The sequence below is a fragment of the Paenibacillus sp. FSL R7-0302 genome (assembly GCF_038006885.1).
Taxonomy (GTDB): domain Bacteria; phylum Bacillota; class Bacilli; order Paenibacillales; family Paenibacillaceae; genus Paenibacillus_AQ.
Window position 1 is genome coordinate 366,654 of sequence record NZ_JBBOWB010000001.1, and the last position, 23,856, is coordinate 390,509.

The window sequence follows — 23,856 nt, forward strand, 5'->3', positions numbered from 1 at the left end:
CGGTAATCGTCGCTAACAACGAGCTTGATCTTTGAAAACTGAACAACGAGTGAGTATCGGAAATCACTTCGGTGAGATCCAAAATGAGAGAATGTAAATTCTCGTCAGATGTTTCAAAATGAGCAATCGCTCTTTCTAAATACCAATTTGGAGAGTTTGATCCTGGCTCAGGACGAACGCTGGCGGCGTGCCTAATACATGCAAGTCGAGCGGAGTTTGAGAGGAAGCTTGCTTCCTTTCAGACTTAGCGGCGGACGGGTGAGTAACACGTAGGCAACCTGCCCTCAAGCCTGGGATAACTACCGGAAACGGTAGCTAATACCGGATAATTTCTTTTTTCTCCTGAGGAGAGAATGAAAGGCGGAGCAATCTGCTGCTTGGGGATGGGCCTGCGGCGCATTAGCTAGTTGGTGGGGTAACGGCCCACCAAGGCGACGATGCGTAGCCGACCTGAGAGGGTGAACGGCCACACTGGGACTGAGACACGGCCCAGACTCCTACGGGAGGCAGCAGTAGGGAATCTTCCGCAATGGGCGCAAGCCTGACGGAGCAACGCCGCGTGAGTGATGAAGGTTTTCGGATCGTAAAGCTCTGTTGCCAGGGAAGAACGTCCGGTAGAGTAACTGCTACCGGAGTGACGGTACCTGAGAAGAAAGCCCCGGCTAACTACGTGCCAGCAGCCGCGGTAATACGTAGGGGGCAAGCGTTGTCCGGAATTATTGGGCGTAAAGCGCGCGCAGGCGGTTATTTAAGTCTGGTGTTTAAACCTTGGGCTCAACCTGAGGTCGCACTGGAAACTGGGTGACTTGAGTACAGAAGAGGAAAGTGGAATTCCACGTGTAGCGGTGAAATGCGTAGATATGTGGAGGAACACCAGTGGCGAAGGCGACTTTCTGGGCTGTAACTGACGCTGAGGCGCGAAAGCGTGGGGAGCAAACAGGATTAGATACCCTGGTAGTCCACGCCGTAAACGATGAGTGCTAGGTGTTAGGGGTTTCGATACCCTTGGTGCCGAAGTTAACACAGTAAGCACTCCGCCTGGGGAGTACGGTCGCAAGACTGAAACTCAAAGGAATTGACGGGGACCCGCACAAGCAGTGGAGTATGTGGTTTAATTCGAAGCAACGCGAAGAACCTTACCAGGTCTTGACATCCAACTAACGAAGCAGAGATGCATCAGGTGCCCTTCGGGGAAAGTTGAGACAGGTGGTGCATGGTTGTCGTCAGCTCGTGTCGTGAGATGTTGGGTTAAGTCCCGCAACGAGCGCAACCCTTGACTTTAGTTGCCAGCAGGTGAAGCTGGGCACTCTAGAGTGACTGCCGGTGACAAACCGGAGGAAGGTGGGGATGACGTCAAATCATCATGCCCCTTATGACCTGGGCTACACACGTACTACAATGGCCGGTACAACGGGAAGCGAAGCCGCGAGGTGGAGCCAATCCCAGCAAAGCCGGTCTCAGTTCGGATTGCAGGCTGCAACTCGCCTGCATGAAGTCGGAATTGCTAGTAATCGCGGATCAGCATGCCGCGGTGAATACGTTCCCGGGTCTTGTACACACCGCCCGTCACACCACGAGAGTTTACAACACCCGAAGTCGGTGGGGTAACCCGCAAGGGAGCCAGCCGCCGAAGGTGGGGTAGATGATTGGGGTGAAGTCGTAACAAGGTAGCCGTATCGGAAGGTGCGGCTGGATCACCTCCTTTCTATGGAGAATCGTCTTCTGCAATGAAGACATTCAAATCTTAAATCTAGCCGGTCGGCTAGTTACTCACTCGTTGGTCAGTTTTGAGAGTTTAAGCTCTCAACTTGATCCTTGAAAACTGGATACCGAAACGAATTTGCGTTTTAGAACATTCCTTTAAGCTGAACTTGTGTAAACAAGTTTTGAATTAATGGCGATGCTAAGCGGTTTTCCTTAGGGAAAACGCATTGGTTAAGCTACTAAGAGCACACGGAGGATGCCTAGGCGCCAGGAGCCGACGAAGGACGTGGCGAACAACGAAACTGCCTCGGGGAGCTGTAAGCAAGCTTTGATCCGGGGGTGTCCGAATGGGGAAACCCAGCTGTGGTAATTCGCAGTTACTCGTATCTGAATACATAGGATACGCAGAGGCAGACCAGGGGAACTGAAACATCTAAGTACCCTGAGGAAGAGAAAACAATAGTGATTCCGTCAGTAGCGGCGAGCGAACGCGGAACAGCCTAAACCAAGAGGCTTGCCTCTTGGGGTTGTGGGACGTCTCACATGGAGTTACAAAGGAATAGAGTAGGTGAAGAGGTCTGGAAAGGCCCGCGATAGAGGTAAAAGCCCTGTAGCCCAAACTGTGTTCTCTCCGAGACGGATCCCGAGTAGTGCGGGGCACGTGAAACCCCGTATGAATCCAGCAGGACCATCTGCTAAGGCTAAATACTACCTGGCGACCGATAGTGAAACAGTACCGTGAGGGAAAGGTGAAAAGCACCCCGGAAGGGGAGTGAAATAGAACCTGAAACCGTGTGCTTACAAAAAGTCAGAGCCCTCTTTATGGGTGATGGCGTGCCTTTTGTAGAATGAACCGGCGAGTTACGTTTAACATGCAAGGTTAAGGTGAGAAGCCGGAGCCGCAGCGAAAGCGAGTCTGAATAGGGCGACTGAGTATGTGGACGTAGACCCGAAACCGTGTGATCTACCCCTGTCCAGGGTGAAGGTGCGGTAACACGCACTGGAGGCCCGAACCCACGCATGTTGAAAAATGCGGGGATGAGGTGGGGGTAGCGGAGAAATTCCAATCGAACTCGGAGATAGCTGGTTCTCCCCGAAATAGCTTTAGGGCTAGCCTCGGTGAATGGAGTGGTGGAGGTAGAGCACTGATTGGGTGCGGGGCCCGCAAGGGTTACCAAGCTCAGTCAAACTCCGAATGCCATTTACTTCTTGCCGGGAGTCAGACAGTGAGTGCTAAGATCCATTGTCAAAAGGGAAACAGCCCAGACCATCAGCTAAGGTCCCCAAGTGTGTGTTAAGTGGGAAAGGATGTGGAGTTGCACAGACAACCAGGATGTTGGCTTAGAAGCAGCCACCATTGAAAGAGTGCGTAATAGCTCACTGGTCGAGTGACTCTGCGCCGAAAATGTAACGGGGCTAAACACACCACCGAAGCTATGGCTAGATACTTTGTATCTGGGGTAGGGGAGCGTTGTGTAGGGGTTGAAGGTGTACCGTAAGGAGCGCTGGACACTACACAAGTGAGAATGCCGGTATGAGTAACGAAAAGATCAGTGAGAATCTGATCCGCCGAAAGCCCAAGGTTTCCTGAGGAAGGCTCGTCCGCTCAGGGTAAGTCGGGACCTAAGGCGAGGCCGACAGGCGTAGTCGAAGGACAACAGTTTGAAATTACTGTACCACCGTAATCCGCTATGAGCGATGGGGTGACGCAGGAGGGTAGTGACGCGGACTGATGGATGTCCGTCTAAGCAGTGAGGCTGGTGTGTAGGCAAATCCGCACATCGTAAGGCTGGGCTGTGATGGGGAGCGAAAATTATAGTAGCGAAGGTCATGATCTCACACTGCCAAGAAAAGCCTCTAGTCAGGAGAAGGTGCCCGTACCGCAAACCGACACAGGTAGGCGAGAAGAGAATTCTAAGGCGCGCGGAAGAACTCTCGTTAAGGAACTCGGCAAAATGACCCCGTAACTTCGGGAGAAGGGGTGCCTCGGTAGGGTGAATAGCCCGAGGGGGCCGCAGTGAAAAGGCCCAAGCGACTGTTTAGCAAAAACACAGGTCTGTGCGAAGCCGCAAGGCGAAGTATACGGGCTGACGCCTGCCCGGTGCTGGAAGGTTAAGGGGAGCGGTTAGGGGTAACCCGAAGCTGTGAACCGAAGCCCCAGTAAACGGCGGCCGTAACTATAACGGTCCTAAGGTAGCGAAATTCCTTGTCAGGTAAATTCTGACCCGCACGAATGGCGTAACGACTTGGGCGCTGTCTCAACGAGAGATCCGGTGAAATTTTAATACCTGTGAAGATGCAGGTTACCCGCGACAAGACGGAAAGACCCCATGGAGCTTTACTGCAGCTTGATATTGAATTTGGGTACGATCTGTACAGGATAGGTGGGAGCCGGTGAGGCAGGAGCGCAAGCTTCTGCGGAGGCGCCGTTGGGATACCACCCTGATCGTATCTAGGTTCTAACCTAGTGCCCTTAGCGGGTACGGGGACCGTGTCAGGCGGGCAGTTTGACTGGGGCGGTCGCCTCCTAAAGAGTAACGGAGGCGTTCAAAGGTTCCCTCAGAATGGTTGGAAATCATTCGCAGAGTGCAAAGGCATAAGGGAGCTTGACTGCGAGACCTACAAGTCGAGCAGGGACGAAAGTCGGACTTAGTGATCCGGTGGTACCGCATGGAAGGGCCATCGCTCAACGGATAAAAGCTACCCTGGGGATAACAGGCTTATCTCCCCCAAGAGTCCACATCGACGGGGAGGTTTGGCACCTCGATGTCGGCTCATCGCATCCTGGGGCTGAAGTAGGTCCCAAGGGTTGGGCTGTTCGCCCATTAAAGCGGTACGCGAGCTGGGTTCAGAACGTCGTGAGACAGTTCGGTCCCTATCTGTCGTGGGCGCAGGAAATTTGAGAGGAGCTGTCCTTAGTACGAGAGGACCGGGATGGACGTACCGCTGGTGCATCAGTTGTTCCGCCAGGAGCATGGCTGAGTAGCTACGTACGGACGGGATAAGCGCTGAAAGCATCTAAGCGTGAAGCCCCCCTCAAGATGAGATTTCCCAATTAGTAAGACCCCTTGAAGACGACGAGGTAGATAGGTTGGAGGTGGAAGTGCAGCAATGCATGGAGCTGACCAATACTAATCGGTCGAGGGCTTATCCAAACACACTAAACACACAAATTCGTTTCGGATTCAGTTTTCAGGAATCAAATTCCTGAAGCATTTACGCTGTAAATGCCCGTTTGGTGGCGATAGCGGAGGGGTTCCACACGTACCCATCCCGAACACGACCGTTAAGCCCTCCAGCGCCGATGGTACTTGGACCGAAGGGTCCTGGGAGAGTAGGACGTTGCCAAGCACACAAGACCACTGTTGATTCTCAGACAGTGGTCTTTTTGTATTTTCGGGAAAGCTTGGACACTGCCCGGGAAGCAGAGAGGCCCTGTTTCTTTTTACAATTCCATAACAACTGTCACTCTACTCTATAACATGTAGAGAGTAGGGTAGTGGTAGAGACTGTTGTCGTCCCGAAAGCACCGGAGCCCACAGTGGTTGTGGATACGAGAGCAGTTAATTTGGCAGCGATAAGAACGCCTATTGATGAGCCTGCCGATAAGGGAAAATAAGCGGGAAGCTTATGTTCAATGAACTAACTAGTCCTGACGATCAAGCAGTTCTTGATTCGTCGGGATTTTTTGGCAGGCGGGTGTGTAAGGTCAGGTTCGGCTTATAGGTTATGGATGCTCTGGAATCTGGTATGATTAAGATTAGGTTACCTGTGTACGGGTACCCTGTGGCTACAGAGTTAGGAGGATATTCGATAGATGGCTCATATACTTGTTGTTGAGGATGAACAGGCGATTAATGATTTAATAACTATGAACCTTAAGCTGGTGGGACATACGTATTCCAAAGCCTATACCGGCTCAGAGGTTGCGGAATTGCTGGAGAAGGAACGGGCGGATCTCGTCCTGCTGGATGTCATGCTTCCCGGTCTGGACGGGTTCGGGGTGATGCAGCAGATTGCTCCGCTTAAGATTCCGGTCATTCTGATTACGGCCCGGAATGCACTCTCAGACCGGATCAGGGGATTCGAGCTGGGTGCGGATGATTATATTATCAAGCCCTTTGAGATTCTGGAGCTGCTGGCCCGGATTAATGTTGTGCTGCGGAGGAATGAGCAGGCTGCCTCTGCTTTTGTATGCGATGAGGTTGAAGTCCGGTTCAAGGAGCGTCAGGTGTGGGTGGAACAGCTGCTGGTGGATCTGACGGCCAGAGAATTCGAGCTGCTTGAAGTGCTGATTCGCAACCGGAATATTGCTCTTTCCAGAGAGAAGCTGCTGGAGCTGGCTTGGGGCTATGATTATGCCGGTGATACCCGTACCGTGGATGTACATATCCGGCAGCTGCGCAAAAAACTGGGCTGGGAAGAACGGATCAAAACCGTGTTCAAGCTGGGCTACCGGCTGGAAGTTCAGGTCTAGCCATGCGGTTCTGGCATAAGATTCTCCTTGCTGTCCTGGTGCTGTTTATAGCGGCACTTGATGTAAGTGTCGTGATGGTAATGAAAAAAAGCTGGCAGCTGAACATGGCCAGTGAGAGCAAACGTGCGGCCAGCGAACAGCTGCTAATTACGAATAATATCTATGAGAATCTGGATTCCATTCGGGCAAGAGGCGTCTCTCTTACCCCGGCACTGCTGGTCAGTGTGGCTAAGTCCTATGGAGAACACTACCGTAAGCAGGGGATAGAGCTGGAGCTGCGGGATGATGGACTGCTGCTCTATCCTGGTGAGAAAGAACAGCGTGCAGCACAGGAAGAACATATCATGACGTTAGCGATGCCGCTCCCTGCTCCCTATCAACATTTGGAGCTGGTATACAAGCGCGATATCAGCGGGCTGTACGCTCAGCAGGAGGAGCTTAACCGTTTTTTTGTGATGATTAACTGGATTGTCGGTCCGCTCCTCGTGGGGTTGCTCTATCTTCTGATCCGGCATCTGACCAAGCCGCTCAAGCTGTTGTCGGAGACAACGAAGACGATAGCCGAAGGCGATTATTCCAACCGTGTGGAGCTGAACAGCAGGGATGAATTCGGGGAGCTGGCCGTAAACTTCAACCGGATGGCTTCAGTGATCGAGCAGCGGATGAGCGATCTCGCAGGCATGGCTGAGGATAAGCAGCGGATGGTCGATAATCTGGCTCATGAGCTGCGGACACCGCTGACCAGTATACAGGGATTCGCGGAGCTGCTGACCACAGCTAACATAGATCAGGAGGATCAGGTCAAGGCGGGCCATTATATTCTTAGTGAAACCGTGAGGCTGAAGAATCTGGCCTTCAAACTGCTGGATCTGTCCGTTCTGCGGCATCAGCCGCTGATGCTGGCAGAGGTAGACGTGGCTTCGCTATTCGACACAGTGGCCCAGACCGAACAGCAGAGGGTAACAGATAACGGATTACTGCTGGAGCTGAATAGCTCCATTCCTGCCGTATGGGGAGATGCTGATCTTCTGGCAGCTTTGCTGGTGAATCTGATCGAGAATGCGATTCCGGTGTCCCGGCCAGGGCATACGATCCGTGTGCTGGCCTATCAGCAGGACGGAGCAGGGGTGCTTGAAGTACAGGACAGCGGGAGTGGATTGACAGAAGAGCAGAGCAGGCGGGCATTTGAGCCGTTCTACCGTGCAGATCCTTCACGTTCGCGGTCCTATGGCCATGCAGGTCTGGGTCTCTCTCTATGCCGCCAGATTGCTGAAGCGCATCATGCCAGAATTGAGCTGCTATCTGCTCCGGGTGAGGGGACGAGCATCCGGCTTTTTTTAAGCTCTACTGTGTGAAGCTATTTTACAACTCCATAACAACTGCTCCTCTACTCTATAATATCCCGGGATTAAGCTATGGATAGAGTTAATATCCTGAATCCTGATGGAGGTAATACAATTGAACAAGAAAAAGTGGTCTGTTACTATGGCAGTTGTCCTATGCTCAGGCGGTATGTTCGCATTCAGCGGACTCCTTGTCCCCAGTCTGGCGAACTCAGCAGTCGTCGCGAAGTACAGTACGGCAGCTCAGGTCAGTGCTAAGGCAAGTCCGGCAGGAAGCGATGTTCCTGTACTGAAGGTGGAGGCACCCGTGCCGGTATCTACCGTGAATGATGATCTGCTGCTGAAGCAGATGACAGAGGAACAAATCCAGCAAATCTACGACTATCTAGAGCTCCCAGGCGATCCCCATATTTCAGGCCGGGCGATGAGCGATGCGGAGATTAACCGCAGGCGGGTGCTGGAGGATAAGTATGTATATGATGGTGTGCGGCCGCAGAAGCCTTTGCCGCTAGAGGCGGGTCAAGGAGAATTGTATCTCGATATAAAGACCAATACGTATCATCAACCGGAGCGCACCTGGACGGATGAAGAGCTGCTGCAAATGATTGACTGGTACTACCGGCTTAATCTTCTGTCATCCAAACGTAATATAACTGCTCCTGCCGTGGCCATACCGGAGAAATTCAGCAAGACTGAAGTACAGGCACGGGCGGCTGAAAGTGTGCGCAAGCTGTTCGATGCCGATATCTCTAAGCTGCAAACAAATGTTATGCTGCATGAACCGGGTTATGGCATCCCCTCATTTTGGTCGGTTCATTCTGCACCATATAAGTCGCTTACTCTGCTTGGACAAGGTCAGGAATACTGGCAATATAGTGTACAGATCGATCCTGACACCGGGGTGGTGGTAGATACAACAGCTTTTAACTCTATTATAAAAAGAACCCCGATCGACGCGGCAGCAGCGGCTGCCATGAAGAAGGATGACAGCTGGATAAAGGAAGCTACCCGGATTGTAAAGGACAAGCAGGGAGAGAAAAGAAAGATAGTGAAGGCGTATCTCACGAACACCGAGGTAAACAATAAACGCGGGATGGTGGCCGTGGATCTGTTGCTGGAAGACGGCAGCAAATATAATGCGGAATTACGCTATCCGGGTAAGCAGCTGCGTTGTCTGATCTATGAGCCTGCCGGTAAGGCTAAATAAGCGGGAAGCCGTGTTGCTATAGAACTGAATCTGTCCTGATGATCAAGTATTTCTTGATTCATCAGGATTTTTTGTTACATTGGAGTTAGAAGATGCGAGGTCTATTCCAAAAGGAGTGTAATATGAAAAGATTAAATGTAGCGATCCCTACACCTTTTCACAGTGATGAGGGTCTGAATGTAGAAGGATTCGAAGCCATTGTCGCCTACCAGAAGCAGAACGGTATCGAATCGCTGCTGATCTCGGGAAGCACTGGCGAGCAGCATTCGCTGAGTATCGGAGAGAGACTGGAGATCATTGAGTACTTCAATCAGCAGCGCTTCCAGGGGATAGAGCTGGTGTTCGGGGCTTCTGCCATCAGAACCCGGGACGCGGTAACGCTGGTTCAGGCGCTGGAGACATCGGTAATCGATGCCATTATGATTGGCTTCCCGCCATACATCCGGCCTACGCAGCAACAGGCGGTTGCTTATGTGGAGGAGTTGCTTAGCCATACGAGCAAGCCGGTAGCGCTGTATAATAATCCCGGCCGGACCGGATTCGATCTGGCGCCGGAGTCGCTGTACACGTTAATCCGCCGCCACCCGAATATTGTAGGCTACAAAGAAACAGGCGATTTGCAGCGGCATGTGGGAGTAGAGTATCCGGAGGGGTTCATTCTTTTTGCAGCAGGGGATATGAGGCTTGTGGAGAATTTCGCCGCAGGCCCTTGCAATGGTCTCTCCAGTGTGGCCGGAAATCTGTACCCCTTGGAGATCAAGAGCGCGGTGGAGCGTCTGCTGCGGAAGGAGCAGGTGGAGGCTGGACCTTTGGAGGACATAGTGGCGCAGGTGTTCAGCGGCCATGCGCTTGTCAACATCAAACAGCATTACAACCGGTTGGGGATTCCGGCGGGCGTGTGCCGGGCTCCGATTCTCTAGAGATGCATATTCGCCTCCTGTAAGACAAAAGCTAGCCTATCTACTATCAAAAGGAGACGGAGCGATGCATGAAATCTGGAGCGAAATCTGGAAGGCGCTGGTGCTGATCATTGTCGGGATGCTGGTGCTGCGGCTGGCCGGCCGCAAATCGATCTCGCAGATGACGATTCCTACGACGATCGCCATGATCTCAATTGGGACGATTATTGTGCAGCCGATCGCCGATCATAGTATTCTGATTACCATAGTTGCAGCAGCCGTATTCATCATAGTGTTAATTGTAGTGGAATGGCTGCAGGTCCGCTGGGGTGCTCTGGAGCGGCTGATCAAGGGGCCTGCGGTTATTGTTATTGCGGAGGGACAGCTTCAGCCTAAGAATCTGCGGAAGCTGAGATTAACCGTCGATGAGCTGGAGATGAGCCTGCGGGGACAGGGCATCTCCAGGCTCAGCGATGTCAAAACAGCGACGATTGAGCCCAACGGACAGCTTGGATATGAACTGCAGGATTCCGCAAAGCCGGCCACTATGGCCCAGATTGAGGCGCTCTTTGTTAAATATCTGGGTGGAAGCGGTCCAGCGAACGAGGCTGGACACCTGGATCAGCCTGATCCGCAGACGGGGCTTTTTGAAGAGATTAAGCTGCAATAAAGATAGACTGGATGCTGTAGAAGGAGGGAGTTCATGCGCAAATTCTTCATAACGGATATCCATGGCGATAAGACGGGTCTGGAGCTTCTGCTCCGGCAGTCTGGAATGAACTGGGCGCAGGACCAGCTGGTCATCGGCGGAGATATGATCAACCGGGGCAAGGACTCGGCCGGAGTGCTTGGTTACCTTAAGCAGCTTACAGAGCGGCATCCGGGCCAGGTCCATGCGCTGATTGGCAATCATGAAGAAATGATGGGGGATTATATAAAAAGCGGAGACAAGCTTTGGCTGAGCCATGGCAGGCGAGAGACGCTGGCGAGCCTGAAGCAGGCTTATCCCGACCCGGAACAACGGCAGGAGCTGATGGAATGGGCCTATTCTTTGCCGCTGTATTTTGAGGATGATGAATATGTATATACACATGCCGGACTGTATACAGAGCAGCCTCTGGAGGAGCAGAGCCGGGAGATTCTATGGATGACAGAATATGAATTCTACCGCCAGCCGCGTGAAGCGCTCCTGGCCTTAACGAATGGCAGGCCGGTGATTCACGGGCATACGCCGGTTGAACGGATCTATGGTGACGGCGTCAGGATGAACTGCGATCTGGGGTCTAATACCTACCCGATACTTGAAGAAAGGTCGCTTGGGCTGGTGAATCTGACGGAGATGACTTGCCATGTGTATAGGCAGGCAGACCAGCGGCTGGAGACCAGACGGATCGGGCGTATCTAGCCCCAGGAGTGACACAAGAGAATAGTACTTATTTGATATGAAGAAAAGAAAGGACGGAGTGAGATGAAGCATCCTTTTCACCTGAAGGCGGTATGGAATGGAGGACGGAACAGCGAAGGGCATATTGATGCGGGCGGACTGCGGACGGTTATATCGATTCCGCAGGAGATGGGCGGACCGGGAACCGGCACGAACCCGGATGAGATGCTGCTGGGTGCAGCAGCGACCTGTTACCTGATTACCCTGGCCGCAATGCTGGAGCGTTCGGAGATTGTTCCAGAGGAGCTGACCTTAGCGTCTGAAGCGACAGTAGATGTCACGAATAATGTGTTCACGTACGAAAAGATTGTTCACAAGCCTAGCATTGTGCTCCAGGCTGGTGCGGCACCGGCACAGCTGAAGATGGCAGAGCGGCTGGCACATAAGGCTGAAGCCTCCTGTATGATCTCCAGAGCCGTGGCCGGTAACGTCTCTATAGAGACTAAGCCAGTTGTGGAAATCGCGCGAGGGAGCGGACAAGCCCGGGTAGAGTAATAGAAGCACAGCGGGATACAGAGCTAGAGCTACACTGGTGAGGCAAAATGCTGCTCCACCTCGTAACGCGGCAGCTCTACAATTACTGTGGTTCCCTTGGTGAATTCGCTCTCGATTCGCAGCTGCCCGTCATGCAGCTCGATAATTTCTTTGCAGATGGCGAGGCCCAGGCCGCTTCCGGACTGGCGGGAGCGGCCTTTGAAGAATTTGGTGCCAAGCTGTGCCAGATCCTCAGTCTCGATACCTTCGCCGTTGTCGGCGACTGTGACGAGTATCCGCTCGCCTTCGAGTACGGCTGTAAGGCGGACCTCGCCCTCCGCAGGGGTGAACTTGAAGGCATTATCCAGCAAATTGACAAACACCTGCTTCAACCGGTTAAAATCACCGTCCACCGGCAGCGGCTGATCGGGAAGGTCGGCGTAGAGGCGGATCTGCTTTGTCTGCCCCCGGTATCTGAACTGCAGCAGCAGATCCTCCAGCAGGCCTCTAAGATCATACGGCTGGCGCACAATGCGGATCTCTCCGGCCTGGAATTTGGAGAAGTCCAGCAGATCCTCCACCAGGCCGATCAGCCGGTCTGTCTCCCCGGTCATAACCTCAAGACCCTGCAGGGTCTCCTGTTTATCCGATAGATCACCAACCAGCAGGGTCTCCCCCCAGCCTTTGATGGAGGTAAGCGGGGTCCGCAGCTCATGGGTGACGGAGGAGATGAAATCATATTTGAGCTTCTCGCTCTTGAGGATCTCCTCCGACATATAATTCAGCGTTACCGCAAGGGTGCCGACTTCATCGTCATACCGTCTCTTTGCCCGGACGGCAAAATTACCGGTGGCCATTTCCTTGGCGACCCCGGTCAGCTGCTGGATCGGCCCTACGATCCGTTTGGCGATAATCAGGCTGAGCATGAAGCCGAATCCAATAACGAGCAGCCCGACGATGGCTGCATTCAGCGCAATTTTGAGAATAACGTTATATAAAGGCTCTGCTGAAACCGAGTAGCGCAGCAAGCCGATCGTGCTCCCCGACTCCTTCAGCGCGATAGAGACTGCCATAATTCGTTCCCCGTTCACTGGCTTGATGCTCTGAAAGCTTCCTTTGCCGTTGGCCAGGGCTGCTCTCACATCAGGGGTACTCACCTGCTCTGTACTGGAGAAGCCGAAGGAATTAATGACCACATGCCCGGCTGGACTCAGCACTTCCACCTTACTGCTCTCCTCAGGGGAGAGATTCTCCAGAATATAACGCGCCCGTTCATTCAAGCTATAACTCTCCAGATACTTATTGAAAAAGGTCGCTGAAGTCGTGGCCCTTGTATTCAATGTCTCCATCGCACTGCCCAGATAATAATAGTGGACAGCAGCGATGAACACTCCCTCCAGCAGCAGCACGATCAGGAGCAGCATAAGGGTAATATAGACGATAAGTCTGGACCTGATTCCCTTCAGCACAATTAGCCCCTCCAAATATATCCGAATCCCCACACGGTCTCGAGGAACTGCGGCCCGGAGGACTCCTGTCCGATCTTCTGGCGGATTCGGCTGATGTTCACATCTACAATTTTAAGATCTCCCATGAAGTACTGCCCCCATACGGCTGTCAGAATATCATCCCGGTTCATGGCCTTGTTCGGCTGTTCCATTAGCAGCTTAACGATCATGAACTCGGTCGGGGTCAGCGGGATATCCTGCCCGTCCTTCAATAATTTCCGTTCATCCAGCATTAGGGTAAAAGGCGCAAGCTCGATGAGATTCTCCTGCGGCAGTGCTTCTCCCGGATACATCCTGCGGTAGAGTGAGCGAACCCGGGCAACCAGCTCCACCGGACTGAAGGGCTTGACCACATAGTCATCTGCGCCGGATTCCAGGCCCATGACCTTGTCGATTTCCTGGCTTTTGGCGGTGAGCATAATGATTCCCAGCCGGGGGAAGTGTGTCCGCAGAAGGGTGCACACTTCGAACCCGCTAAGTCCGGGCAGCATCAGGTCGAGAATCGCGATGTCAAAATCCCTCTGCTCTCTTGCAATGCGCAGCGCCTCTTCACCGGTAGAAGCCTCCGCGGTCTCGAAGCCTGCCCGCTTAAGGTTGATGCACAGCAGATCACGGATAGGCTTCTCATCTTCCAGTATCAGCACTTTCATGAACAGCTCTCCTTCTTATTGCCGCGGCTTCTGGGGCATGCCGGCCAGCTGAACGACTTCATCCAGTGTCAGCTTCAGCTGATTATAATTCTGCAGATCGGCCCCCTGCAGCTTGCCGGCGGCATCCGCTGCAGGCATTACGGCAACGAATAGAGTAGGCTCCGTGTCATTGTTAGAGTTCCCCTGCTCATACAGCAGCTTATACTCTCTATTCTCAGCCTTCAGCTGGACTTCTGCGGCAGACCAGGCTTTCTTCGTCAGCAGGCGAAGCTCCAGCAGCGGAGCCTTCACAGCAGACCCGGTATTCTTGTAGCTGAACTGGAGCTTCTCCCAGGGCTGGGGTGATTCTCCCGGAACCTCCAGCAGGGTCTGGCCCGCCCAGGACTTGGGAATACGGAAGTTGAAGCCCCAGCGGTCGAACTGCTCCTGCACGAAGGTCAGGCCGGTCTGTCCGTCCCACTGATAATATTTGGTGATGAATGGGGTCGCCAAGGGAGCCATGCTCTCCGTACCGGCTGGCGGCACCAGGAAGCCGAATTCCAAGATCCCGTCATTATTCACATCCAGGCTGGACTGCGGGTAGTCCTTAATTGCAATACTGCTGCTGCCAAGCAGCTCAGGAGAGACAGCTGGCGGAGACAGCACCAGATCCTTGCTTGCTGCGAGCGCGGTACGCTGATAATCATCTGTTGCCAGTATATCAGTAAACCTGTCTTTTTCCCAAGTCAGCAGTGAAGTATAGGAAGCATGTGCGCCAATGGCGGCATCGATGACGATTGCGTCCCGGGTAGGGGACGCCTTGCCGAACTGGGCTTCGATGACATTACCATCCAGCTTCTGGTCAGATAAGGTCTGCAGCGTACCGTCCTTGAGCCGGAGCAACAGGAGATGGGTCTCACGGAGGTTATCTGTGGTGTAGGTACTCTGAAGCAAGGCAATGTCGGTATGCCCGCTTCCGGTCAGGTCGCCAAGGACCAGCTGGTCGTAAGGCTGCTTAAGCAGCTCGGTCAGCTTACCGCTGCTTAGACTGTAGACCGCCAGCTCTTTGCTTAAGCCCTCCCCGCCGCCGTATCCGAGCAGCAGCTCCTCCGCTCCGTCACCGGTAACATCTGTGAAGGACACTTCATTCAATTCGCTGCCTACTCCGGTAAGGTTAGCCAGCTTGGTCCACTTGCCGTTCTGCTGTGAGAGGAGGAGGGTATTAATCTCGTAATCGGTTTTGTCTGTCTTGTAGAAGGCCAGAAGCTCCTCCTGCCCGTCCTTGTCCAGATCCTGTAATTGAATCGCACTGCCGGATTCCGAGTGGATGGGAACCGTTAAATGCGCGTTGGCCGGTAGAAAGGATTTGACGATTCCGGTAAGATTCCCGTCGCTATTCCCCTGTGCGGGGGCTTGAAGCAGATCGCTCGGCGTCTTCATGGTACCACAGCCGGAGGCGATCAGGCTTAAGAATAAGAGGCTGCTGAGGCCGAAGGTATATTTGTTCATTGCAGTTACGCTCCTTAGGATTCATCTGTGGCTAGTATATCCTAACCTTTCGGGCAATTAGTTTCAAAATGGTAAAGGAGCTGACTGAAGATATAAATCTGAGATGGGATATAAGATGGAAGGGCAGTAACGCAAAGCTTAAACTCGTCGCTGCGGTGAACATTTGGACTTCCGGCCGCTGTTATGTTTGGATTTCCTGATTGAACCCGCTGGGCGCGGTAGAAATCCAAACATAAAGGCGGTCGCTATCGCTCCTACAGTTCCAAATTTCCCCTCCGCTCCTTCCCAGCTTTTTGTGTTAAGTACATTCAACTGAAATTGATATCTTCAGTTATCGGGGGAGGGGCAGGCAAGACCGGCGGAATGGGCCGCTGTCGCTACCATTCTTACAGTCCAACCCGGTTGGGCGCATGAAGAACGCAAGATGTTATCTTTCTCTAAGAAAAAAGGCTGTCCCAATCAGCCTTTTTTAGGCTTTTCGGGACAACCCTATATATGGTCTGGCTATTCTATTCGCCTGAGCGCCGCAGGCTCTGTCCATTGGTAGCAATAACATCCTTATACCAGTGGAAGGATTTCTTGCGGTAGCGCTCCAGTGTTCCTGTATTGTCGTCGTGGCGGTCTACGTAGATGAAGCCGTAGCGTTTACTTAGTTCAGCGGTTGACGCACTGACCAGGTCAATACAGCCCCAAGAGGTGTAGCCCATGACTTCAACGCCGTCCTCAATAGCTTCGCCCACCTGCACCAGATGGTCGTTCAGGTACTCAATCCGGTAGTCGTCATTAACGGTCGGCACGCCGTCTTCGCCGGTGATCAGCTCATCCTTGGCCCCGAGTCCGTTCTCTACAATGAACAACGGCTTCTGGTAACGGTCATAGAACATATTCAGCACATAACGCAGACCCTGCGGGTCAATCTGCCAGCCCCATTCGGAAGCCTTCAGGTATGGGTTAGGCGCGCCGCCGATCAGGTTGCCTTCCTGGGTGCGTTTGCTGCGGTCTCCCGTCTCACAGATGCTCACATAGTAGCTGAAAGAAATGAAATCTACGGTGTGCTTGAGGATTTCTGCATCTCCGGGCTCCATGTGAATCTCAATGCCGTGCTCTCTGAAATAACGTTTCATGTAGCCGGGATATACGCCTCTCGCATGAACATCCCCGAAGAAGTAGTTCATATGCTCCGACTTCATCGCTGCAATCACATCGTCCGGGTTAGGTGTCAGCGGGTAGGTTGGCATGCTGAGGATCATACAGCCGATCTGGGCCTGGGGGTTGATCTCATGTCCAATCTTGACCGCAGTAGCACTGGCTACCAGCTCATGATGAATCGCCTGATACAGATCCTGTTTGCTCAGCTTGTCCTTCGGTGTATAGATCCCGCCGCTCATAAACGGTTCGTGCAGGATGGAGTTAATCTCGTTGAAGGTCAGCCAGTACTTCACTTTATCCTTGTAGCGGGTGAATACCGTTCTGGCATATCGTTCATAGAAACCGACTAATTTGCGGTTGACCCAGCCGTCATACTGCTTCGACAAGTGCAGCGGCGTTTCGTAGTGGGAGAGGGTCACCAGCGGCTCAATGCCGTATTTGTGACATTCATCGAACAGGTCATCATAGAATTGCAGGCCTTGCTCATTCGGCTCCAGCTCATCACCGTTCGGGAAGATCCGGGACCAGGCGATGGAGGTGCGGAAGACCTTGAAGCCCATTTCAGCAAAAAGCTTAACATCTTCTTTGTACCGGTGGTAAAAGTCGATCCCGACCAGCTTCATATTATCCTCGGTAGGCACCTCGGTGATGGGGCCCTTGATTCCTTGCGGAGCTACATCTTGAGTGGACAGGCCTTTGCCGTTCTCGTTATATGCACCTTCCAATTGATTGGCAGCTACTGCGCCGCCCCACAGGAAGCCTTCAGGAAATGGAGTACTCATGGATAATCCCGCCTTTTTATAGTTATGGTCAGATATGGTAAGCTATTAATATGTCCCATAATTCCATGCTAAATGTTGTAACGCGTTACATGTCAAGTATTATTTAAAAGATCAGAATTTATGTAAGGAGTGCCATCATGTCGAATCTGGATCAAATCGCCAAACTGTCGGGATTCTCCAAGGCTACGGTATCAAGAGTACTGAATCGTTCTCCCCATGTAAGTCAAGCGACGCGGGAGAGCATCCTGAAGATTATGGAAGAGCTGGACTATGTGCCGAACGGCAATGCCATTTCCTTGTCCAGAGGACAGACGATGCAGATCGGGATGGTTACAGAGGGGATCAACGAGGTGATGCTGCCTTTTCTGAACAGCTTCGTGGAGACTGCGAGCCGGCACGGATATCAGACGATCATCTATACCTCCGGGGGCGATCCGGCCAAAGAGCTGCAAGCCTTCGAGGATATGCGGCGCAAAAGAGTTGATGCGCTGGTGATCAGCACCTGCGTCAACGATCAGGCGCTCCTTGGCTCCTATTGCAAATACGGGCCGATTGTGTCCTGGCAGCGGATGGAGCTTCCGGAGATTCAGAGTGTCGCCATGAATCAATATGACGGGTACATGCTGGGGCTTGAGCATGTGATCGGACGGGGGTATACGCGGATTGCCAATGCCTGGGGCAGGCCGACCAGTATGAATACCTCCGGGCGGATACAGGCGTATCAGGATGCAGCCCGCACACACGCTCTGACGGTTAACCCGGACTGGTCACAGACGGGCATCCACTCCATCCGCCAGGGCGAAGGGCTGATCCGGGAGCTGCTGCTGAGGTCCGGCGAGCGTCCGAATGTCATCCTCTGCGCCAATGATATGGTAGCGGCAGGGATACTGAGCGAGGCCCGCAGGCTTAAGGTGAAGGTGCCGGAGGAGCTGGCGATTGTTGGATTCGACAATACGGAGCTGGCCCATACGCTGGGAATCACCTCGATTGATAATCCGATTGCCGCACAGGCCCAGAATGCGCTCTATCTGATTCTCGGCAAGCTGGGGGGAACAGAAGCCGGGCAGCAGCAGCTTGAATTCCAGCTCGTACAGAGAGCTACTACTTGAATAAGCCGTGAACCGTCCGATTTGGGCGGGATCGCGGCTTTTGTGCTTGTATAGGAAACTATAGCTTCCTTCTGCTGTGGAAAAGGTTTGTGTAAATTTGTGGATAAGAGTTCTTTGAATGATTCGTAGAATGACTTTGATGCTGAATGTGACTGAAGGCTGAGGGTATGCTTAAAACCGAACACAATGGGACCGGGAGCGCCACGTAGGCCGTGCGTTTATCGCAAGAGACGTATTTTCACAGATAAACCGAATACAATGGGTGCCGCTGCGCGGAGGGAAGGGCCCCATGCATCACAGCCAGTAACATTTTAAGAGGAATCCTGCCAAAAATGCAACAATACTGCCCCAAAGAAGCGGTCAATGCTGAAATCCTGCACGAACTGCAACAAATTCAGCGCTAACTTGCTCTAAACACCGAAATTTGTGCAAATCATGCAACAATGTACTTCAACCCGTAAAAGATATAGAGGAATCCTGCAAAAAGAGCAACATTACTGCTCCTTAAAAGCGGCCGGAGGGAGAAAAGTGAAAAGCCTCTTAAGAGCGGCATAAGGCATTTAACATCGTTCACCCGTCAGGGTGATTTGTTTGAGCTGCACTTGCTGAAACGGATGTCGTCCCTCAGAAAATAATCTTCTGCGCCGCCATGATCCGGCCGATCTCAAAGATGGCGGCGCATTCCACGAAATGAACCTCGGAGATAATCGAATGGTCGTGCGTTCTGTAGTAATACCTGCCGTCGGTATACACGTGATCGTAGATAAGGCTGATGTCATACACCGAGGTGGGGTAGAGCTCCCCTTCGCCCTTGGCGATCCCCGCTGTTATGGAATGATGCCCTGAGCCTTCCACGAAGGAGATGCCAAGAGGGAGCCAGAGGGTAACCTGATGATCCTTATCCTGCCGCCAGCTTCCGTTCAGGGTACCTTCACCGATGCGGATCAGACTGTCGCGCAGCTTGCGGGGAATCCAGGGGGAGGGGAAGACCAGGTCACGTGCAAGGTTGATGATTCTGCTGCTGTTGTCAATCTGCCGCATCAGGAAGTGGAAGCTCCGTCCGTCCAGCGTAACCTCGGCCCATTCATCAAAGAACAGGTTGTCCGAGAACATCCGCTCCATCTGGTCGACCTCCCCGTAGAGCGCGGGCATCAGCATGAGCTGGCTCTGAATGCGTCTGCCGATCAGCCGGATGAAGTCCACAACCGGGTGGGTCTCGGGCTGGAAATAACCATAATTGATATCATAATAAAAGCCGAGATTCTCATTAATTAAATCCTTGGCAAACGCCATGAGATTATCGAATTCTTGTTTCATCGTCATGCAAAAGCTGCTCCTTCAACCATATGATAATGTGCTTATCATATTACGTGCCGTGCTCCCCTGTCTGTGATGAAAACAGCAGGTAAAGATTGGTTTAGCAGCAGCTCCGCAGCTTACCCGGCAAACTCCTGGACCTCGTCCAGTGTCGGCAGCGCGGCAATCGCCCCGACCTTGGTGCAGACCATCGCCCCCACCCGGTTGGCGAAGGTGACGAATTCTTGCTGCAGCTCCGCGCTGCGGGTGAAGTCTGCCGGATGGGCCAGCTGGCTGATCCGGCAGAGCAGCGCTCCGATGAAGGCATCGCCGGCACCGGTGGAATCGATGGACTTCACGGTGATGCTCGGAATCAGCAGCCGGGAGTCCGGGGAGGAGATCAGGGTGCCGTCTCTGCCCAGAGTAACGGCTACTGCTCCGGCTCCCCATTCATGCAGCATATCAAGGGCGGCATCACGGTCCGCTTCGCTTGTAATCAGCTGCAGCTCCTCGTCGCTGACCTTTACCAGATCGGCCAAATATGAACCGTTGTCAGATGGGGTTCGATGATCCGGGATTCCGAGGCATCGTCGAAGCCGCAGACCGCTACCTGCTCCGGCACCTTGATTCCTCTGTTCTTAAGTGACTTCATGACACGGATTGAAGCGGAAGAATTCGGTCTTATTATTCATCATACAGCTACTGAGTATACTGAACTCATCTACTCTGCTGCTGAAGACACTCTAACCCTGCACAGAGATCAGTCCGGCGAGACCGGCTTCTCGGACATATTTCCCGATCTCCAGAGCACGGGGGGAATCGGCAGCCTGAAGAGCCTGCGTATCCTGCTGGATGCCTGTTCGGTGGAGGTGTTCGCCAATGACGGCCTCGCCGCCATCACCAGCCTGGTCTTCCCTGGAGGCATCTGCTCGGGCCTAAGCTTCTATGCTAAGGGCGGCAGTGTACAGCTCCAGGGCGGGCGCCTGTCTTTCATGGAATAAATAATCAATAGAATGAATCCCGGACAAGGGTGTTCCGCACAGCCATGAGATCATGGCTGGCTGAACACCCTTTTTGGTATGGCGGCACCGGTCCACGCCAGCCTTAGACGCCCGGTGCTGCCGTACGAACCGGAAACATCCGGCTGAACAGGAACCGGGTCAGCGGACCGGCCACCAGCAGCTGGAGCGGCAGGGCGCAGATGAAATTAAGCCCCAGGATGGAGAAGTAATGACGGAAGAAGTTGTCCCTGAATCCGAAGTGTGCTAGTGTGCCGTATAGAGACATGAGAATGACCATGCCGCAGACCATGAGGCACGAGATCGTCAGCACTTTGCGGAACTGGGGGGCGGAAGGCTTCACTATTTTGAAGGCCAGGCCCTTGGCAATTCTGCCAACCACCACAATATCGCAGAACAGGGCAACGGCAAGTGCCGGGAGCAAGCCCACAGCCACATCCGTGAACAGCCTGCTGTTGAATCCGTTAGAAATAATTACATTATAGAAAGACATAAAGACGACCATGCAAAAACACATCATACTGGTGAAAATTAAAGCTTCTTTTTTGTTGCTGCCCATGTTTCCGAACTCCCTTAAATGTAAGTTTATCAAACTTCACTTATAGTAGCAGTGGGAGGGATTATTGTCAACTTGGTTGACAATTAAGGCAACAGAGATTCCCGGTAAGGCGGAACGGCATTTCTCTAATGGAGGTCTTGTAAATGAAGGAGTATATGAGCGGGTTGAATCTGGTCGATATGATCAGCGAGAAGCATAAGATGCTGCGGGACAAGGTAAACCAGATGAGCGGCGAGCCGCTGAATAAGACGGAGACGCATATTCTGGCGATGCTGGAGCAGCACGGCGTTCTGTCCATCTCGGAGCTCAGCAGGCTGATCAGCATTTCCCGCCAGGGCACGCAGAAGACGATTAACAATCTGCTGGCCGAAGGTTACGTGGGTACCTCTGCTAAGGAAGGGAACAGCCGGGACAAGCCTATCGTGCTCACTGCGAAGGGGACAGCGGCTTGCCGGAGTATGCTGGAGATCAAGCAGAATATTGAAGCCGAAATCACGGCCCGGATCGGCAGGGAGCAGGTGGAGCTGCTGCGGACGCTGCTTACACAGGACTGGCTCTGAGACTTCCTGAAAATGGCTGAATATAGCAAAAAAAGCTGAAATAAGCAAACGGGACGAAGCGGAAAGCCTGCTTGGTCCCTTTTGCTGTGTCTTTCGGCGAATATCATTTGTTATTCATGGTTTGGGGTTTGTCTAGGATATCTGCATATATACAGATGGTGATAAAAGAATTAATGTAGTATCGAACGGCAGCAAAAATAGTGTCTGTATCCAATTATAGGTCCAGATTTTATTCGTGCACCAGGGGTAATATAACTACAAAAAAAGTCGGTGAGTGATAATGATGTCTTCGGTAAAAAGGTTCCTGATCGGACGGCCGCTGAAGTCCGATCAGCTGGGAGAACAGAAGCTTAACAAAACCAAGGCCCTAGCCATTCTGTCCTCGGATGCCTTATCCTCTGTGGCCTATGGCCCGGAGCAGATTCTGCTGGTGCTGATCACCGTTAGTACAGCCGCATTCTGGTATTCCATTCCGATTGCAGGGGGGGTGCTGGTGCTGCTCCTGGCCCTGATACTCTCCTATAGGCAGATCATCTTTGCCTATCCCCAAGGCGGCGGGGCTTATGTCGTATCCAAGGAGAATCTGGGTAAATATCCGGGTCTGATTGCGGGGGGCTCCTTGCTCGTCGATTATATACTAACCGTAGCGGTCAGTGTCTCTGCGGGAACGGATGCGATTACTTCAGCTTTTCCGGGTCTGCATCCTTATAATGTGCTGATTGCCATCATCTTCGTCCTGCTGATCACGACCCTGAATCTGCGTGGGGTCACCGAGTCTGCCTCTTTCCTGGCGTATCCGGTTTATCTGTTCGTCCTGGCGATGTTCATTATGATCGGGCTGGGCCTGTTCAATGTGCTGACCGGAAGAGTACCTGCGGAGCTTCACACCTCACTGGGAACACCGGTGGCCGGAATCAGCCTGTTCCTGCTGCTGCGGGCGTTCTCCTCAGGCAGCTCGGCGCTGACTGGGGTGGAGGCCATATCGAATGCGATCCCCAATTTCAAGGCACCGGCACCGAATAATGCAGCCAAAACCTTAGCGGCGATGGGAATTCTGCTCGCGCTGTTATTCTCAGGCATCGTCTTCCTGGCGTATTATTACGGCATTGCTCCGCGTGAACAGGTCACGGTGGTGTCCGATATTGCCGAGCATGTCTTTGGCCGCAACTTCATGTATTATGTCGTGCAGGGCACGACAGCCTTAATTCTGGTTCTGGCGGCGAACACCGGATATTCCGCATTTCCGCTGCTGGCTGTGAATCTGGCGAAGGATAAATTCATTCCCCGGATGTTCACCGTGCGCGGAGACCGGCTGGGGTACTCGAACGGCATTCTCAGCCTGGGCATCTTGTCGATTATCCTGATCATTGCCTTTGAGGGGCGGACGGAGCATCTCATTCCGCTGTATGCAGTCGGGGTCTTCATCCCGTTCACCCTGTCGCAGACAGGCATGATCGTCAAATGGCTCCGGCACAAGCCGGAGGGCTGGCTGCCTAAGCTGATCATCAATGCAATCGGGGCGCTGATCAGCTTCATTGTCACGATGATGTTCTTCCTGACCAAATTCACGCAGGTCTGGCCGGTCCTGGTCTTCCTGCCGCTGATTATCCTGTTCTTCTACCGCATCTACAAGCATTATGAATCGGTCGCCGACCAATTGCGGGTAGCCACCTGCGGGGAGCCCCCGCTTGCGATTGAAGGGAATATCATCATCCTGCCGGTAGCAGGGATTACCCATGTGGTGGAGAATTCCTTGCGGTATGCCAAGTCGCTGAGTGCGCAGCAGATTATCGCCGTCCACATCCCGTTCGAGCGGGAGGATGACGCTATTTTCGAAGAGAAGTGGAAGAAGTTCCACCCGGAGGTGCGGTTAGTGACGCTGTATTCGCCTTACCGCAGCATCATTCATCCATTGACCAAGTTCATAGATACGGTTCAGCGCAAGGCCAGCGAGTCGAATTATCAGGTGACCGTCATTGTCCCTCAATTCATACCGAAGAAGGGCTGGCATAACATTCTGCATAACCAGTCCAGTCTGCTGATCCGCGCACATCTGCTGTACCGGCGCAATGTCATTATCACTACCGTTCCTTATCATTTGAAAAAATAACAGGATTATGCGCATGGAAGCCTCCAGCTTACGGATATCCGCAGGCTGGGGGCTTTCTGTACCTCCCCGGCATGTGAT

General features: G+C 52.9%; 18 protein-coding genes, 3 rRNA genes and 1 pseudogene. 14 read left to right on the forward strand and 8 right to left on the reverse strand.

Features of this window, described 5'->3' with window-relative positions; genetic code table 11:
* Positions 1 to 144 precede the first annotated feature (144 nt).
* The 10 genes from MKY96_RS01655 (at position 145) to MKY96_RS01700 (ending at position 11,569) form a co-directional block, all read left to right on the forward strand.
* A 16S ribosomal RNA gene (locus tag MKY96_RS01655) occupies positions 145 to 1,705 on the forward strand.
* A gap of 228 nt (positions 1,706 to 1,933) precedes the next feature.
* Positions 1,934 to 4,859 (forward strand): 23S ribosomal RNA (locus MKY96_RS01660).
* 79 nt (positions 4,860 to 4,938) lie between these two features.
* Positions 4,939 to 5,055, forward strand: a 5S ribosomal RNA gene (gene rrf, locus MKY96_RS01665).
* The 16S, 23S and 5S rRNA genes sit together here, the layout of an rRNA operon.
* 466 nt (positions 5,056 to 5,521) lie before the next feature.
* Positions 5,522 to 6,181, forward strand: coding sequence for a response regulator transcription factor (locus MKY96_RS01670; RefSeq protein WP_340938150.1), 660 nt, complete (start codon positions 5,522 to 5,524; stop codon positions 6,179 to 6,181).
* Positions 6,182 to 6,183: 2 nt separating this feature from the next.
* Positions 6,184 to 7,536, forward strand: a complete 1,353-nt coding sequence (locus MKY96_RS01675) for a HAMP domain-containing sensor histidine kinase (protein WP_340938152.1) — start codon at positions 6,184 to 6,186, stop codon at positions 7,534 to 7,536.
* 103 nt (positions 7,537 to 7,639) lie between these two features.
* Positions 7,640 to 8,731, forward strand: a complete 1,092-nt coding sequence (locus MKY96_RS01680; protein ID WP_340938154.1) for a hypothetical protein — start codon at positions 7,640 to 7,642, stop codon at positions 8,729 to 8,731.
* A 122-nt stretch (positions 8,732 to 8,853) separates the two neighbouring features.
* Positions 8,854 to 9,651 (forward strand): dihydrodipicolinate synthase family protein, encoded by a 798-nt coding sequence (locus MKY96_RS01685; protein WP_340938155.1) that lies wholly within the window; start codon positions 8,854 to 8,856, stop codon positions 9,649 to 9,651.
* Between the two features lie 64 nt (positions 9,652 to 9,715).
* Positions 9,716 to 10,300, forward strand: a complete 585-nt coding sequence (locus MKY96_RS01690; protein ID WP_340938156.1) for a DUF421 domain-containing protein — start codon at positions 9,716 to 9,718, stop codon at positions 10,298 to 10,300.
* 33 nt (positions 10,301 to 10,333) lie between these two features.
* Positions 10,334 to 11,035, forward strand: a complete 702-nt coding sequence (locus MKY96_RS01695; RefSeq protein ID WP_340938157.1) for a metallophosphoesterase — start codon at positions 10,334 to 10,336, stop codon at positions 11,033 to 11,035.
* A gap of 63 nt (positions 11,036 to 11,098) precedes the next feature.
* On the forward strand, positions 11,099 to 11,569 hold the full coding sequence (locus MKY96_RS01700) for an OsmC family protein (protein ID WP_340938158.1): 471 nt from the start codon (positions 11,099 to 11,101) through the stop codon (positions 11,567 to 11,569).
* Between the two features lie 29 nt (positions 11,570 to 11,598).
* Here MKY96_RS01700 and MKY96_RS01705 read toward each other — a convergent pair whose 3' ends face one another.
* From MKY96_RS01705 to MKY96_RS01720, 4 genes are all read right to left on the reverse strand, one after another.
* Positions 11,599 to 13,017: a sensor histidine kinase gene (locus MKY96_RS01705; RefSeq protein WP_340938160.1), complete on the reverse strand. Its 1,419-nt coding sequence runs from the start codon at positions 13,015 to 13,017 to the stop codon at positions 11,599 to 11,601.
* Positions 13,018 to 13,019: 2 nt separating this feature from the next.
* Complete coding sequence (locus MKY96_RS01710; RefSeq protein WP_340938162.1) at positions 13,020 to 13,706, reverse strand: response regulator transcription factor; 687 nt, start codon at positions 13,704 to 13,706, stop codon at positions 13,020 to 13,022.
* 15 nt (positions 13,707 to 13,721) lie between these two features.
* Positions 13,722 to 15,194 carry a hypothetical protein gene (locus MKY96_RS01715; RefSeq protein WP_340938164.1) on the reverse strand — a complete coding sequence of 491 codons (1,473 nt, stop codon included), beginning with the start codon at positions 15,192 to 15,194 and terminating at the stop codon, positions 13,722 to 13,724.
* 509 nt (positions 15,195 to 15,703) lie between these two features.
* A complete protein-coding gene (locus MKY96_RS01720; protein ID WP_340938166.1) occupies positions 15,704 to 17,125 on the reverse strand; it encodes a glycoside hydrolase family 1 protein in 1,422 nt (473 codons plus the stop codon).
* A gap of 137 nt (positions 17,126 to 17,262) precedes the next feature.
* Here MKY96_RS01720 and MKY96_RS01725 point away from each other — a divergent pair, with 137 nt between their 5' ends.
* Positions 17,263 to 18,234 (forward strand): LacI family DNA-binding transcriptional regulator, encoded by a 972-nt coding sequence (locus MKY96_RS01725; RefSeq protein WP_340938168.1) that lies wholly within the window; start codon positions 17,263 to 17,265, stop codon positions 18,232 to 18,234.
* A gap of 624 nt (positions 18,235 to 18,858) precedes the next feature.
* Here the strand turns inward: MKY96_RS01725 and MKY96_RS01730 are convergent.
* From MKY96_RS01730 to MKY96_RS01740, 3 genes and pseudogenes are all read right to left on the reverse strand, one after another.
* Positions 18,859 to 19,557: a DUF6710 family protein gene (locus MKY96_RS01730; protein ID WP_340938170.1), complete on the reverse strand. Its 699-nt coding sequence runs from the start codon at positions 19,555 to 19,557 to the stop codon at positions 18,859 to 18,861.
* A gap of 113 nt (positions 19,558 to 19,670) precedes the next feature.
* Positions 19,671 to 20,060, reverse strand: a complete 390-nt coding sequence (locus tag MKY96_RS01735; RefSeq protein WP_340944413.1) for a carbohydrate kinase family protein — start codon at positions 20,058 to 20,060, stop codon at positions 19,671 to 19,673.
* A gap of 5 nt (positions 20,061 to 20,065) precedes the next feature.
* Positions 20,066 to 20,188 (reverse strand): annotated as a pseudogene (locus MKY96_RS01740) (substrate-binding domain-containing protein); the annotation flags it as partial.
* Between the two features lies 1 nt (position 20,189).
* Here MKY96_RS01740 and MKY96_RS01745 point away from each other — a divergent pair.
* Positions 20,190 to 20,531, forward strand: coding sequence for a GH32 C-terminal domain-containing protein (locus MKY96_RS01745; protein ID WP_445671463.1), 342 nt, complete (start codon positions 20,190 to 20,192; stop codon positions 20,529 to 20,531).
* Between the two features lie 103 nt (positions 20,532 to 20,634).
* Here MKY96_RS01745 and MKY96_RS01750 read toward each other — a convergent pair whose 3' ends face one another.
* The gene (locus tag MKY96_RS01750) at positions 20,635 to 21,108 is read right to left on the reverse strand and encodes a DUF2798 domain-containing protein (protein WP_340938174.1); all 474 of its coding nucleotides are present in this window, start codon (positions 21,106 to 21,108) and stop codon (positions 20,635 to 20,637) included.
* 143 nt (positions 21,109 to 21,251) lie between these two features.
* Here MKY96_RS01750 and MKY96_RS01755 point away from each other — a divergent pair, with 143 nt between their 5' ends.
* Together MKY96_RS01755 and MKY96_RS01760 are read left to right on the forward strand one after the other, a co-directional pair.
* Positions 21,252 to 21,668: a MarR family winged helix-turn-helix transcriptional regulator gene (locus tag MKY96_RS01755; RefSeq protein ID WP_340938176.1), complete on the forward strand. Its 417-nt coding sequence runs from the start codon at positions 21,252 to 21,254 to the stop codon at positions 21,666 to 21,668.
* Between the two features lie 280 nt (positions 21,669 to 21,948).
* Complete coding sequence (locus tag MKY96_RS01760) at positions 21,949 to 23,778, forward strand: APC family permease (protein WP_340938179.1); 1,830 nt, start codon at positions 21,949 to 21,951, stop codon at positions 23,776 to 23,778.
* Positions 23,779 to 23,856: the final 78 nt, after the last annotated feature.